This is a genomic window from Plastoroseomonas hellenica, from assembly GCF_018129085.1.
In the GTDB taxonomy this organism is placed as follows: domain Bacteria; phylum Pseudomonadota; class Alphaproteobacteria; order Acetobacterales; family Acetobacteraceae; genus Plastoroseomonas; species Plastoroseomonas hellenica.
Map to the genome: position 1 here is coordinate 115,800 of NZ_JAAGBB010000018.1, position 14,010 is coordinate 129,809.

General features: G+C 69.5%; 14 protein-coding genes. 9 read left to right on the forward strand and 5 right to left on the reverse strand.

Annotated elements, in window-relative coordinates; translation table 11 throughout:
• Positions 1 to 55 precede the first annotated feature (55 nt).
• Genes GXW71_RS16255 through GXW71_RS16265 form a run of 3 tightly spaced genes read left to right on the forward strand, consistent with a single transcriptional unit; the run spans position 56 to position 3,737 of the window.
• Complete coding sequence (locus tag GXW71_RS16255) at positions 56 to 880, forward strand: ABC transporter ATP-binding protein (RefSeq protein ID WP_246526624.1); 825 nt, start codon at positions 56 to 58, stop codon at positions 878 to 880.
• Entirely contained in the window at positions 877 to 2,103 is a 1,227-nt protein-coding gene (locus GXW71_RS16260; protein WP_211853582.1) for a phenylacetate--CoA ligase family protein, read from the forward strand. The genes GXW71_RS16255 and GXW71_RS16260 overlap by 4 nt, the downstream gene beginning before the upstream one ends.
• Positions 2,100 to 3,737, forward strand: a complete 1,638-nt coding sequence (locus GXW71_RS16265) for an acyl-CoA synthetase (RefSeq protein ID WP_367617316.1) — start codon at positions 2,100 to 2,102, stop codon at positions 3,735 to 3,737. Before GXW71_RS16260 ends, GXW71_RS16265 begins: the two co-directional genes overlap by 4 nt.
• 6 nt (positions 3,738 to 3,743) lie before the next feature.
• Here GXW71_RS16265 and GXW71_RS16270 read toward each other — a convergent pair whose 3' ends face one another.
• Genes GXW71_RS16270 through GXW71_RS16285 form a run of 4 tightly spaced genes read right to left on the reverse strand, consistent with a single transcriptional unit; the run spans position 3,744 to position 7,304 of the window.
• Positions 3,744 to 5,030, reverse strand: coding sequence for a TRAP transporter large permease (locus GXW71_RS16270; RefSeq protein WP_211853583.1), 1,287 nt, complete (start codon positions 5,028 to 5,030; stop codon positions 3,744 to 3,746).
• Positions 5,031 to 5,043: 13 nt separating this feature from the next.
• Positions 5,044 to 5,547: a TRAP transporter small permease gene (locus GXW71_RS16275; RefSeq protein WP_246526625.1), complete on the reverse strand. Its 504-nt coding sequence runs from the start codon at positions 5,545 to 5,547 to the stop codon at positions 5,044 to 5,046.
• 11 nt (positions 5,548 to 5,558) lie between these two features.
• Positions 5,559 to 6,548 (reverse strand): C4-dicarboxylate TRAP transporter substrate-binding protein, encoded by a 990-nt coding sequence (locus GXW71_RS16280; protein ID WP_246526626.1) that lies wholly within the window; start codon positions 6,546 to 6,548, stop codon positions 5,559 to 5,561.
• Between the two features lie 24 nt (positions 6,549 to 6,572).
• Entirely contained in the window at positions 6,573 to 7,304 is a 732-nt protein-coding gene (locus tag GXW71_RS16285; RefSeq protein WP_211853584.1) for an SDR family oxidoreductase, read from the reverse strand.
• 124 nt (positions 7,305 to 7,428) lie between these two features.
• On the opposite strand from GXW71_RS16285, the gene GXW71_RS16290 reads away from it, so the two are divergent.
• Positions 7,429 to 8,415, forward strand: a complete 987-nt coding sequence (locus GXW71_RS16290; RefSeq protein WP_211853585.1) for a GntR family transcriptional regulator — start codon at positions 7,429 to 7,431, stop codon at positions 8,413 to 8,415.
• Positions 8,416 to 8,418: 3 nt separating this feature from the next.
• Here GXW71_RS16290 and GXW71_RS16295 read toward each other — a convergent pair whose 3' ends face one another.
• Positions 8,419 to 8,874: a hypothetical protein gene (locus GXW71_RS16295; RefSeq protein WP_211853586.1), complete on the reverse strand. Its 456-nt coding sequence runs from the start codon at positions 8,872 to 8,874 to the stop codon at positions 8,419 to 8,421.
• A gap of 340 nt (positions 8,875 to 9,214) precedes the next feature.
• On the opposite strand from GXW71_RS16295, the gene GXW71_RS16300 reads away from it, so the two are divergent.
• The 5 genes from GXW71_RS16300 to GXW71_RS16320 all read left to right on the forward strand — a co-directional run bounded on the left by GXW71_RS16300 (position 9,215) and on the right by GXW71_RS16320 (position 13,593).
• Entirely contained in the window at positions 9,215 to 10,240 is a 1,026-nt protein-coding gene (locus GXW71_RS16300) for a cysteine synthase A (protein WP_211853587.1), read from the forward strand.
• Between the two features lie 10 nt (positions 10,241 to 10,250).
• Entirely contained in the window at positions 10,251 to 10,907 is a 657-nt protein-coding gene (gene cysE / locus GXW71_RS16305) for a serine O-acetyltransferase (protein ID WP_211853588.1), read from the forward strand.
• Positions 10,908 to 11,048: 141 nt separating this feature from the next.
• A complete protein-coding gene (locus GXW71_RS16310; protein ID WP_246526627.1) occupies positions 11,049 to 12,017 on the forward strand; it encodes a tripartite tricarboxylate transporter substrate binding protein in 969 nt (322 codons plus the stop codon).
• Complete coding sequence (locus GXW71_RS16315; protein ID WP_211853589.1) at positions 12,017 to 12,601, forward strand: D-sedoheptulose-7-phosphate isomerase; 585 nt, start codon at positions 12,017 to 12,019, stop codon at positions 12,599 to 12,601. Before GXW71_RS16310 ends, GXW71_RS16315 begins: the two co-directional genes overlap by 1 nt.
• Positions 12,598 to 13,593: an NAD-dependent epimerase/dehydratase family protein gene (locus tag GXW71_RS16320; RefSeq protein ID WP_211853590.1), complete on the forward strand. Its 996-nt coding sequence runs from the start codon at positions 12,598 to 12,600 to the stop codon at positions 13,591 to 13,593. Before GXW71_RS16315 ends, GXW71_RS16320 begins: the two co-directional genes overlap by 4 nt.
• Positions 13,594 to 14,010: the final 417 nt, after the last annotated feature.

Sequence of the window (14,010 nt, forward strand, 5' to 3'; positions counted from 1 at the left end):
CGAAAAGTCTGAATCACGCGATCCAACAAGGGGCTGAAGCATGATCCGTGAGCAAATGCGAACGCATCATGCTTCAGCGACCGAGAGGGCGGTGCCGCTGCTCTCGGTCAACAACATCGAGGTCGTCTACAGCGACGTCATCCTGGTGCTGCGCGGGCTGTCGCTCGATGTGCCGCAGGGCGAGATCGTCGCCCTGCTCGGCGCCAATGGTGCCGGGAAGTCGACGACCTTGAAGGCGATCTCGGGCCTGCTCCGCACCGAGGACGGGGCGGTGACGCGGGGCGAGATCCGCTTCGGCGGGGAGCGCATCGACGGCACCCTGCCGCATCTGATCGTGCGGCGCGGGATCTTCCAGGTCATGGAGGGCCGGCGGATCGTCTCCGACATGACCTGTCTCGAGAATCTGCGGCTCGGCGCCTTTACGCGCAGTGACGGCGAGGTGAAGCGCGACATCGAGATGGTCTACGACTACTTTCCCCGCCTGAAGGAGCGAACCGGCCTCGCCGGCTATCTCTCCGGCGGCGAGCAGCAGATGCTGGCGATCGGGCGCGCGCTGATGGCGCGGCCCAAGCTGATCCTGATGGACGAGCCCTCCATGGGCCTGTCGCCATTGCTGGTGAAGGAGGTTTTTTCCATCATCCGGCGGCTGAACCGCGACCTTGGCATCACCATCCTGCTGGTGGAGCAGAATGCCCGCATGGCGCTCTCCGTTGCCTCCTACGGCTATGTGATGGAGCAGGGGAAGGTGGTGCTGGACGGCACCGCGGCGGCACTGATGGACAACGAGGATGTGAAGGAATTCTACCTCGGCGGCCATGGCGCCGAGCGCAAGAGTTTCCGCAACCTGAAATCCTACAAGCGCAGGAAGCGGTGGCTGTGACCGAACATTACGACGCGCTGGAGACCCGCAGCGGCGACGCCCGCGCTGCCGCGCTGGCCGTGGCGCTGCCGCGTGCGATCGGCGCCGCGCAACGGGCGGCGCATTGGGCCGTGGCGCTGGCCGGCGTCGATGCGGCGCGGGTGACCGGTGCGCCGGCGCTCGCGGCCCTGCCGGTGACGCGCAAGTCGGAGCTCGTGGCGCGCCAGGCTGAGGTGCCGCCCTTCGGCGGCCTCGACGTGCTGCCGATCACCGCGCTGGCGCGGGTCTATGCCTCACCGGGCCCGATCCACGAAGGGGAACCGGAGGCGCCCGACTTCTGGCGCTATGCGCGCGCGCTGCACGCAACCGGGCTGCGCGCGGGCGCGCTGCTGCACAACTGCTTCGCCTATCACTTCACCCCGGCCGGCATGATGCTGGAAGGGGGCGCGCGGGCGCTCGGCTGCCCGGTCTTCCCGGGCGGCACCGGCAATACCGAGATGCAGGCGCGCGCCGCGGCGCATCTGCGCCCCGCCTGCTACAGCGGCACGCCCGATTTCCTGAAGGCGATCCTGGAGGCAGGGGACGCGCTCGGGCTCGACCTGGCCAGCCTGCGCCTCGCGCATGTCACGGGCGGGGCTTTCCTGCCGGCGCTGCGCACCTGGTACGCGGCGCGCGGCCTGACGGTGATGCAGAGCTACGGCACCGCCGATCTCGGCCTCATCGCGTATGAAAGCGTGGCGCGGGAAGGGTTGATCCTGGACGAGGGCGTGGTGGTGGAGATTGTCCGCCCGGGCACCGGCGACCCGTTGCCGGATGGCGAGGTGGGGGAGGTGGTGGTGACCACGCTCTCCCCGCTCGCGCCCATGATCCGCTTCGCGACTGGGGATCTCTCGGCGATCCTGCCCGGCGCCTCCCCCTGCGGGCGGACCAACCGGCGCATCCGCGGCTGGATGGGCCGGGCGGACCAGGCGGCCAAGGTGCGCGGCATGTTCGTGCGGCCGGAACAGGTGGCCGAGGTGGTGCGACAGCATCCCGGGGTCGGCAGGGCGCGGCTGGTGATCAGCCTCGATGGCGATCGCGACACCATGATCTTGCGGGCCGAAGCCACGGACGCCTCGCTCGCCGAGGCGCTGGCGCAGTCACTCCAGGCGGTGACGCGGCTGCGCGGGGCGGTGGAGGTCGTGCCGCCCGGCACCTTGCCGAACGACGGCAAGGTGATCGACGACACCCGCCCGGCGCCGTGACGGCGTCGCTGCCGGCAGGCGACGATTACGCCGCGGTCCGCGCGGCTTTCCGATGGGACGTGCCGGCCCGGCTCAACATCGGGGTCGAGGCTTGCGACCGCTGGGCGGATGGCAGCGGCCGCACCGCGATCCTGGCGCTGGATACCGCGGGCGCCGCGACCCCGATCACCTTCGATGCCTTGCGCGCGCTGTCCAACCGCTGCGCCAACCTGCTGCGCGGCCTTGGCGTCGGGCGCGGCGATCGGGTCGGCATCCTGCTGCCGCAGGTGCCGGAAGCGGCGGTCGCGCATCTCGCGGCCTACAAGCTCGGCGCCATCGCGGTGCCGCTGTTCCAGCTCTTCGGCGAGGATGCGCTGGCCTTCCGGCTGCGCGATTGCGGCGCCGCGGCGGTGGTGACGGATGCGATCGGCATGGAGAAGCTCGCCGACATCCGCGCCGGACTGCCGGCGCTGCGCGTCGTCCTCGATGGCACGGCGCTGGCGGCGGGCATGGCCCGTGCTTCGCCCGAGCTGACGCCGGTCGATACCGCGGCGGATGACCCGGCGCTGATCATCTACACCTCCGGCACCACCGGCAGCCCGAAGGGGGCGCTGCATGCGCATCGGGTGCTGCGCGGCCATCTGCCGGGCGTCGAGATGCCGCAGGAGCGCTTCCCGCAGCCCGGCGACCTGTTCTGGACGCCGGCCGACTGGGCCTGGATCGGCGGGTTGCTGGATGTGCTGCTGCCGAGCTTGTTCCACGGTGTGCCGGTGCTCGCGCACCGGATGCCGAAATTCGACCCCGAGGCCGCCTTCGCGCTGATGGCCCGGCATGGGGTGCGCAATGCCTTTCTGCCGCCGACCGCGCTCAAGATGCTGCGCCAGGTCGCGGCGCCGGCACGGTTCGGCCACCGGCTGCGCTCGATCGGCAGCGGCGGCGAGACGCTGGGGGAGGAGCTGCTGGACTGGGGCCGCGGCGCCTTCGGTTTCACCATCAACGAATTCTACGGCCAGACCGAATGCAACCTGGTGGTCGCGAACTGCGCCGGGCTGATGCCGGTGCGGCCGGGCAGCATGGGGCGGCCGGTGCCGGGGCATGAGGTCGCGATCCTTGATGGCGCGGGGCGCGTGCTGGGTCCGGGCGAGGCCGGCACCATCGCGATCCGGGCGCCCGATCCGGTGATGTTCCTCGGCTACTGGAACAACCCGGCGGCGACGGCCGCGAAATTCGTCGGCGACTGGCTGCTGACCGGCGATCAGGGCGCGATGGATGCCGAAGGCTATCTGCGCTTCGTCGGCCGCGACGACGACGTGATCACCTCGGCCGGTTATCGCATCGGCCCGGGCGAGGTGGAGGATTGCCTGCTGCGCCATCCGGCGGTCGCCATGGCGGCGGTGATCGGTCTGCCGGACGCGCTCAGGACCGAACGGGTGACGGCGGTCGTGGTCCCGCGCGAGGGCGTGGTGGCGGATGACGCCCTGGCCGTGGCGCTGCAGGATTTCGTGCGCCGGCGGCTGGCGGCCCATCTCTACCCGCGGGAGGTGTGCTTCGTGGATGCGCTGCCGACGACCGCGACCGGTAAGGTGATGCGCGGCGCTTTGCGCAGGACCCTGGAGAAGGCCCCTTCGAGCGGGATCACCCGAGCGGATAGGTGACGGGGCTCACGATGGTCCGAACAGCAGGTTCGGCACGACGAGCACGACCTGCGGCACGAAGATCAGCAGCAGCGTGACCGCCGATACCGCGATCAGGAAAGGTGTCGATTCCCGCGTGTAGTCTCCGATCGGGCAGCGCAGGACCTGGCAGACCACGAACATCGCGCCGCCCACCGGCGGTGTGTAGTTGCCGATCGTCGCCGCGATGATGAAGACCAGGCCGAAATGCACGGGATCGATGCCGTATTGCGTCAGCAGCGGCAGGAAGATCGGCGTCAGCATGATGATGAGCACCGAGCCTTCCATGAAGGTGCCGGCAACCAGCACGAAGAGCACGATGAGCACCATGGCGACATTGGCGTCATCGGTGATGCCGAGCATCCATTCGGCGATCTCCTCCGGCAACTGCTCGAAGACGATGCCGTAGCCGAAGATGGCGGAGAGGGCGAGCAGGAACATCACCGCGCCGACATCCACCAGGCTGGCCTCGATTGCCTCGCGGAAGCTGGCGCGCGTCAGCATGCGGTGGGCGAAGAAGCCGATGACCACGGCGTAGACCACGGCGAAGGCACCGATCTCGGACGGGGTGAAAACGCCCATCCGGAGGCCGAGCAGCAGGATCACCGGGAAGAGCAGCGCCCAGATGCCACCGATCAGTGCCCGGCCGAGCTCGCCCGCCGTCGGGCGAGCCTCGCGCTCCGGCCCGTAGCCGCGGCGGCGTGCGGTGATCGAGATGGCGATGGCGAGCGAGGCCCAGAGCATCAGCCCCGGCACGATGCCCGCGGCGAAGAGCCGGCCGATCGAGACCTGCCCGACGGTGCCATAGAGGATGAAGCCGATGCCCGGCGGAATGATCGGTGCCATCAGCGAACCATAGGAGAGCACGCCCGCCGCATAGCCGCGGGAGAAGCCTCGCTTCAGCATCTCCGGGCCGAGCACCCGGGCATTCATTGCGGCATCCGCGATCGAGGATCCGGTGACCCCGCTCATCAGCGTCGACAGCGCGATGGAGGTCTGGGCAAGGCCGCCCTGCATGCGGCCGGTCAGCAGCGAGGCGAGCCGCAGGATGTTCTGGGTGATGCCCGAGCCGTTGAGGAAATTGCCCGCCAGGATGAAGAGCGGCACGGCGAGCAGCGCGAAGTTCTGCGTCTCCGTCACCGTGAGCTGCACCGGGATGGTCACCGGCAGTTCGGGATTCTGCAGGAAGAACAGCAGCCCCGCGATGCCGATGGCGAAGGCAACCGGCATGCCGAGTGCGAGCAGCACCGCGAGGACGATGAGGACGGTCAGCATGGCGGGCCCTGTCTCACACCACGTCCACGGCCCGGCTCGCGACCTGCTCGCCGCGCCAAGCCGCCCGGATGTGGCGGATCGTGGTGACGAGCAGCAGCAGGGCGCAGCTCGGCAGGCTCGCCGTCACCCAGGAATAGCTGACCCCCGGCATGCCCTGGAAGGTGCGGATGCGGCTGACCCAGGCGAGATAGAAGCCTGCGACGATCAGATACAGCAGGAAGGCGATGATGAGCGCGTGGTTCAGCAGGCGGATGCCGACCCGCAGGCGGGCCGGCAGGCGGTCCACCAGCACGTCGATCGACATCATGCTGTTGCTCCGCCAGGCAACATCGGCAGCGAGGAAGCAGCCCCAGGCAAAGAGGCAGGTGGCAAGATCGGTGGTCCAGTTCAACGGCATGCCGAGCATCCGCGCCACGCCGCCCAGGAAGATCAGGACCACCATCAGCAGCAGGAAGCTGCCTGCGACGAACGCCTCCGCGCCGCAGAGAATCCGGTAGAGGCCGCGCATCGCCCTCATGCTCCCCGGCCTCAGTTCCGGCCGACGTCGCGCAGCACCGCCTCGCGCTCCGCGGCCAGGCCCAGCACCTCATAGGCGCGCGCACCGGCGCGGCGGAAAGCGGCCATGTCCACATTGTCCACCGCAGTCATGCCACGGGCGAGCATCTGCCGCCGCACCTCCTGCTCGCGTTCGGCGATGCGGCGGGAGGTCTCCTGCCCGGCGCGGCGGCATTCCTCGACCAGGGCCGTACGATGCGCCTCGGGCAGGGACTGGAAGAAGCGGGAGCCGACGACCTGGAAATTGATCAGCAGGATGTGGCCGGTTTCGCTGACGTAGCGGATGACCTCGTTGAACCGGCCACCGGGGATATTGTTCCAGACCAGCTCGACACCGTCGATCGCGCGTTGCTGCAGCGCCGGATACATCTCGCCGAAGGCCATGGCGACCGGGGCGGCGCCGAGGGCGCGCACCGATTCCTGCCAGATCGGCGCCGGCGGCGTGCGGATGCGCTGGCCGGCGAGGTCCTGTGGGGTGCGGACCGGGCGGTTGGTGTAGAAATGCCGGTGGCCCTGCACCCAGTCGAAGCAGACGACCTGTAACCCGTGGCTGGCGGCCAGCTCCTGCTGCCAGCGGCGGATGGTCGGGCTCTCCGCAAGTTTCGCCACATCTTCGATCGTCTCGGCGAAATAGGGGCCATTGAGCACGGCCATGCCGCGCACATAGGTGCCGAGCCGCGCCGCATCGGTGTTCTGGCCGATGGCAGCGCCCTGGCGCATCTGCTCGATGATGTCCTCCTCCACGCCGAGCTGGGCGCTGTGGAAGACGCGGATGGTCAGACCGCCATTGGTGCGCTCCTGCACGCGGCGCGCCCAGGTCTGGAAGCCTTCGTGGAAGGGCTCGCTGGGTCCGAGGACGTGGTTCAGGCGCAGCGTGAAGCGCTCCTGCGCGGCGGCCGGGGCCATCGCGGCCAGGGCAAGGCCGAGCGCCAGCGCGCCGTGCCGCATCGCCGTTCCGATCATCTGTCTTCCTCCTCCCGTTTGTCCTCAGAGGGTCTGTCCGCCGTCCACGACCAGCACCTGGCCGGTCATGAAGGCGGCCTCGTCGCTGGCGAGGTAGAGTGCTGCGGCCGCCATTTCCTCGACGGTGCCGAGCCGTCCCATGGCCTGGCGCGCGGTGAACTGCCGGAGCGTCGCTTCACGGTCGCCGCTCGCCTCGGCGCGTTCGATCAGCGAGGGCGAAAGCGTGGTACCCGGACAGAGCGCGTTGCAGCGCACGCCCTGCGCCACCGCTTCCCGCGCCACCGCCTTGGTCAGGCCGATCACGGCCGCCTTGCTGGTGCCGTAGGCGGCGCGCCCGGCGACGCCGGTGATGGACGAGGCGACCGAGGCGATGTTGACGATGGCGCCGGCGCAACGCTCCAGCATGGCAGGCAGCGCGGCGCGGATGGTGTGGAACATCGAAGTGACGTTCTGGTCGAAGCTCCTCGCCCAATCGGCCTCGCTGGTTTCCCGGATGCCGCCGGCGTGCACCCAGCCCGCGGCGTTCACCAGGATGTCGAGCGGGCCGGCGTCGGCAATGGCGCGGGCGACCGCCTCGCCTTGGGTGACGTCGAGCGTGATGGGCTCGACGCCATGATCGGCGAGGGTGGCGAGCTTGGCCCCGGTACGGCTGGCGGCGCGGACCCGTGCCCCCTCTTGCGCGAAGACGAGGGCAATCGCCCGGCCCATCCCCTGGCCGGCGCCCGTAACGAAGGCCTGTTTGCCCTTGAGACGCATGCTCCCTCGTCGTCCATCGCTTCCAGAAGCGCCGGATCCGGCGGCACCTTGGCGCAGACCAGATTATGTCACTCGTGTACACTTGCCATAACCAGGTGACGACGACAACCAGGGGCCTGCCTGCATGACGTCCCGTTCCCGCGACCTGCCCGGCGCCCAGCCGCGGATGCATGCCCGCACGGCGGATCTGCTTGCGGCGCGGATCGCTGATGGCTCGCTGCCTCCGGGCACGGCGCTCTTCGAAAGCCGGCTCGCCGCGCTGCTCGGCACCAGCCGCGGCCCGACCCGCCAGGCGCTGGCGCGGCTGGAGGCGCAAGGGCTGGTCCGGCGGGCCGAGGGGCGTGGCTACGTGGTGGCCGGCGCAGCGAGGCGCCCGGGTGCTGCGCTGCTCGTCGGGCTAGACGGCCTACGTCTTGCCCCCTCCGCGAGCTGGGAGCGGGTCTATGCCGAGGTCGAGCGCGCCATCGTCGCCCGCATGGCCTTCGCCACCTGGCGCGTGGTGGAGACCGACCTCGCCCGGCACCATGGCGTCAGCCGGACAGTCGCGCGCGAGGTGATCGCGCGGCTGCACCAGCGTGGCCTGCTGCGGCGCGACGACCGCGCGCGCTGGTATGCGCCGGCGCTGACGGCAGTCCATGTCGGCGAGTTGTACGAGGTGCGCGCGCTGCTCGAGCCGGCCGCGCTCACCGCTGCGGCGCCGCACCTGCCAGCCGGTTTCGCATCAGGTCTGCGCACGCGCGTCGCGGCGGCGATGATGCGCGCCGAAATCCTGGACGGCGCGGAGCTGGACGAGCTGGAGGCGGATCTGCATGTCCGCCTGCTCGGCCACTGTCCGAACGCCACGCTGATGGAGGCGGTGCGGCTGCACCAGTCGCTGCTGGTGGCGCACAGCTTCCTCTATGCCTGGGTGCCCAGGCTCTTCCCGGCGGAGCCTTTCCTGCCGGAGCATCTGGCGGTGCTGATGCCCCTGGAAGCCGGCAAGGTCGCGGAATCGGCGGAGGCGCTGCGCCGACACCTGCGTGATTCGCTCGCGCGGGCGGTCGCGCGGATCGAGCAGGTGAAGCGCGCGCCGCAGCCGCCGGCATTGCCCTATCTGCGATCGGTGCCCTGAGGGTCAGCTCCGGCGCGCGACCCGCAGCGGCTGCCGCAGCAGCACCCCGGCCCGGCGCAGCGCGCAGCCGAGATGGATGGCCGCCGGCATCGCGGCATAGGCGGCGCCAAGCGGCAGCCAACGCAGCAGCGCCGCCAGCGCTTCGCCGCGGTGCCCGCGCTGAGCGAGCGCGCAGGCCAGCAACAACGCCGCCTCGGCCGGCTGCACGCGGGGGCAGAGTTCGCAGCCGAAGTCACGGGCCTGGGTGGGTGCCGCACGCAGCAGGGCATCGAGCGGGAGCAGGGCCGCCGGCGCATCCTCGGCGGCCAGCAGCAGCCGCAGTGCCGGGATCGGTGGGCGGCCGGCGCGGGCCTCGGCCTCCCAGAGCCGGGCGGCGTCGAGCAGCAGGCGTTCGGGTGCCGGCAGGGCCTCCGCGTCGCTTCCGGTCCAGGGCCAGGCGGGCAGGCCATGGGTCGCCATGGGCGGTCTCCTTCTCGTCTCCCGTCCCAGGGGTAAAGCAAGTGAGAATGATTCGCAATTGATGGGATGCCTTGGGGCGGCAGCGTCACGGCGATTCCGCTGCATCTCGCGCAGACGCGATGCTGACAGTTCAATCTTCTCCAGGGGCGGGGTGCAGGAGCATGACCTGCTGCCGTGGGCGACCTCGATGGGTGAATTTGGTCTGGGAGCCAGGATGCGTGGCAAGTATTTGTTTTAAAAGGATTTTATGGCACCTCACGGGCATGTCTGCCCTGCGCCTTGCCCTCTTGAAGCACCGGCGCCGGCACCCGACCATCCTCTGGCCTTGAGGAGTATGTCCATGCCTGACGCCGCTCTCGCCGCGCCCGCCCCCGGCATCGTGGACGGCTTCGCCGGCGCGGTGGGCAATACGCCCCTGATCCGGCTGCGCAAGGCGTCGGAGGCGACGGGCTGCGAGATTCTGGGCAAGGCGGAGTTCATGAATCCCGGTGGTTCGGTCAAGGACCGCGCCGCGCTCGGCATCATCGAAGCGGCGGAGCGCGCCGGGAAGCTGACCCCGGGCAAGCCGAGCATCATCGTCGAAGGCACCGCCGGCAATACCGGCATCGGCATCACCCTCGCCGCCAATGCCCGCGGCTATCGCAGCGTGATTGTGGTGCCGGAGACGCAGAGCCGGGAGAAGCTCGATTTCCTGCGCATGATCGGCGCTGATCTCCGGCTGGTGGCGCCGAAGCCCTATGCCGATCCCGGCAACTACGTGCATGTGTCGCGCCGCCTGGCCGAAGAACTGGGCGCCGTGCATGCGAACCAGTTCGATAACCTCGCGAATGCGGCGGCGCATGAGGCGACCACGGGGCCGGAAATCTGGGCGCAGACCGAAGGCCGCGTCGATGCCTTCACCTGTTCCTGCGGCACCGGCGGCACGCTGGCCGGCATCGCCCGTGCACTGAAGGCAAGGAAGGGGGACGTGCGGATCGTGCTCGCCGATCCGCTGGGCAGCGCGCTGTACAACTGGGTCAAGACCGGCACGGTGAAGGCCTCGGAAGGAAACTCGATCACCGAGGGCATCGGCCAGGCGGCGCGGGTGCCGGGTAATCTGGAAGGCGCCCTGATCGACGACGCGGAGATGGTGCCGGACGCGGAGGCGCTGGAGCAGGTCTTCTCCCTGCAGATGGAGGAGGGGATCTCGGTCGGCGGATCGGCCGGGCTCAATGTCGCGGCGGCGATCCGCGTGGCGCGAAAACTGGGGCCGGGGCACCGGGTGGTGACGATCCTCTCGGACGGCGCGGCGCGCTACCAGTCGAAGCTGTTCAATCCCGAATTCCTGCGCGGCAAGGGGCTGCCCGTGCCGCCCTGGCTGGCCTGAGGCGCTGCCCATGGAGATCATCGAACTCGCCCGCAACATCCGTGCTCGCGATCCCGCGCGGCCGAGCTGGGCGGAAGCCATCTTCTGCTATGCCGGGCTGCATGCGGTGCTGTGGCATCGCCTGGCGCATGCGCTGTGGCGCATCGGGCTGCGGCTGCCGGGGCGCTGCGTGTCGCATCTCTCGCGCTTCCTGACCGGGATCGAGATCCATCCCGGCGCCAGGATCGGCCGGCGGCTGTTCATCGATCACGGCATGGGCGTGGTGTTCGGTGAAACCTCGGAGATCGGCGATGACGTCTATCTCTATCACGGGGTGACGCTCGGTGGGCTCACCACCGCAACCGGCAAGCGGCATCCGACGATCGGCAATGGGGTTACGATCGGCGCCGGGGCCAAGGTATTGGGGCCGATCACCGTGGGTGACGGGGCGCGGATCGGTGCCAATGCCGTCGTGGTGCGCATGGTCGGCGCCGATCAGACCGTGGTCGGCATTCCCGCGCGGCCGCCGGGGGGCGATCCCTGCCTGGACCCTGGGATCGGCTACGGGCTGACGCGCCCGGAAGCCGATCCGGTCGGCGAGCAACTGGCCCTGCTGCGCGCCGAGGTCGCATTGCTGCGTGCGGAACTCGCCCAGCGTGAAAGGGTGCCGCCATCGGTTGAGGCTTGAGCGTCCGATGACTGGAGGGCCGGAAGGCCCGGAGGTCTGAATCGGCCGCGCACACTCACAAGGCTTGAGGCGGGGGCGGCATCGTGCCATCTGCCGGATAGGGCCGGTTGCGGTCCCGATCCGGGAGGAGAACATGCCGCGATGAAACGCCGCTCGCTTCTGACGCTGACCGCCGCGGGCCTCACGGCACCCTATATCGCCGGGGCCCAGGGCGCCTGGCCCGAGCGGCCGATCCGCCTGATCGTGCCTTGGCCGCCGGGCGGCTCGACCGACACCATCGCGCGGCTGTTCCAGGCCAAGCTCGGCGAGTTGCTGGGCCGGCCGGTGGTGATCGACAACCGCGGCGGCGCTTCCGGCGCCATCGGCTCGGCCGAGGCGGCCCGCGCGCCGGCGGATGGCTATACCTGGATGCTCGCCTATGACAACGAGGCGACGAACCAGACGGTGATGCGCCTGTCCTATCGGACGCTGGAAGCCTTCGCGCCGGTGACGCTGGTGGCAACCGGGCCACTCGCGCTGGTCGCGCATCAGTCGACGCCCTATCGCAACTTCCAGGACGTCGTGAACGCCGCGAAGCAGGCGCCGGACACCATCGGCTACGCCACCTCCGGCGTCGGCGGCCTCGCGCATGTCTCGACGACACTGCTCTCGGCCCAGGCGGGCATCAGGCTGGTGCACGTGCCTTATCGCGGCGGCGGACCGGCCGTGCAGGACGCGGTCGCCGGCAATGTGCCGATGTTCATGAGCAATGTCGTGATCATCAGCCAGCACATCCGCAACGGCGTGCTGCGCCCGCTCGGCGTCACGACGCGCGGCGAGAGCCGGCACGTGCCGGGCGTGCAGAGCTTCGCCCAGCAGGGGCTGGCGGAATTCGAGGCACCGACCTGGTGGGCCTTCCTCGGCCGCGCCGGCACGCCCGAGCCGATCCTGCGCCGCATGAACGAGGCGCTGAGCCAGGCCCTCGCCGATCCCGAGGTGAAGGCCAAGATCGAGGAGCAGGGCTGCGACGTCGTCGCCTCCGACCCTGCCGCCTGCGGCCGCTTCCTCACGGCCGAGATCGAGAAATGGGGCAAGGTGATCCGCGACAACAATATCCGGACCGATAGCTGATGACCGAGGCCGCGCGTTTCGCCGCGATCATGGAAGATGGCGCGGCGCTCAGGCGGCGCGTGGGCGCGGAGATGGCGGGCGAGGTCTTCGCCGTCGTCGCTGCCTGCGAAACGGCGATGCGCGCCGGCGGCAAGCTGTTCTTCTGCGGCAATGGCGGCAGCTTTTCGGACGCCGTGCATCTCGCGACCGAATGGCAGGTGCGGCTGCGCGGCGGCGTCGAGCGCCCCTCCTGGCCGGCGATCGCCCTGGCTTCCGATGCGGGGGTGATGAGCGCGGGCGGCAATGATTACGGCTTCGAAGAGGTCTTCGCGCGGCCGCTCCGCGGGTTGGGGCGCGCCGGCGATGTGCTGTTCGGCATCACCACCAGCGGGCGCTCGGCCAATGTGATCAGGGCGCTGGCGGCGGCGCGGGAGATGGGCATCGTGACCGTGGGCTTCCTCGGCGGCGATGGCGGCCCGGCGCGGGCGCTCTGCGACCACGCCCTGGTGGTGCCGAGCAAGGAAACGGCACGGGTGCAGGAGATCCACATCACGCTCGGGCATGCGATCCTCGAGCTGGTGGAGGACCGGTTGGTCGCGGCATGACGGTCCTGCTGACCGGTGCCGCCGGCTTCATCGGCATGCATGCCGCGGAGGCGCTGCTGGCGCGGGGCGAGCGGGTGGTCGGGATCGACACGCTCACCCCCTATTACGACACGGCACTGAAGCGTGCACGGCTGGCGCGGCTGCAGGCGCATGCCGGCTTCACGCATCGCGCAGTGGACGTGAGTGACCGCGAGGCGATGCTGGCACTGGCCGAGTCGGAGCCAGGGGTCACGCGCATCCTGCACCTCGCCGCGCAGCCCGGGGTGCGGCATTCGCTGGTCGACCCCTTCGCCTATGTCGACGCCAATGTCATGGGGCATCTGGTGGTGCTGGAGCTGGCGCGGCGGCTGCCGAAGCTGGAGCACCTGGTCTATGCCAGCTCCTCCTCGGTCTATGGCGGCAACACCAAGCTGCCTTTCGCCGAATCGGATCGGGCCGATCAGCCGGTGTCGCTCTATGCGGCGACCAAGCGGGCCGGGGAGCTAATGAGCGCGGCCTATGCGCATCTCTTCGGGCTGCCACAGACGGGGCTGCGATTCTTCACGGTCTATGGACCCTGGGGACGGCCGGACATGGCGCCCTGGCTCTTCGCGGATGCGATCCTGGGCGGGCGGCCGATCACGCTCTACGAGGGCGGCCGGCTGAAGCGCGACTTCACCTTTGTCGCGGATATCGTGCAGGGAATCCTCGGCTGTCTCGATCGGCCCGCAACGGGTGACGCGCCGCGGGTGTTGAACATCGGCAATCACCGCAGCGAGCTCGTCGCGCGCTTCGTCGCGGTGCTGGAGGAGGCGCTGGGGACGCGCGCGATCATCCAGGATGCGCCGCGTCCGGCAACGGAAGTGAGCGAGACTTTCGCCGATGTGGATGCGATCGCCGCACTCGCGGGCTATGCGCCGACGACGCCGATCGAGGTGGGGATTCCGCGTTTTGCAGAATGGTTCGTCGATTGGCGAAAAAGGGGTGTTGACGCCCCCGGCGCTTACCCATAAAAGCCCGCCACCGCCGACGAGTAGGGCGCCTGACCCGAGGGTCTGACGCACTGACGAGACGGTGGTGCCCCGACAGACGGGACGCAGCGCCAACCGAGAGACCAAGTCTCGGTGGGTGTTTTCGTCCCTGAAGGTCAGGGATCGCTCTTTGACAATTGCATCTGGTTTGGAAGTTTTTTGTGGTCACTCTGCTTGGGTGGCTGGGGTGTTTGGTTGCTTGTGGTCTTGTCCCTTGGTTTTTGGGGTGGGATGTGCGGTCGGCGCCTGGGTTTATGCATCTGCGAGGGTGTGTGGGTCTTGGTGTTTGGCGTGGCGCGGGCGATTGGGCTCTGGCGATCTGGTTGGGTGGCGGAAGAGATGATGATGGTCAGTGGTATGGGTTGGGATGCGAATTGGTGGGCTTAGGCCTGCTGGTTT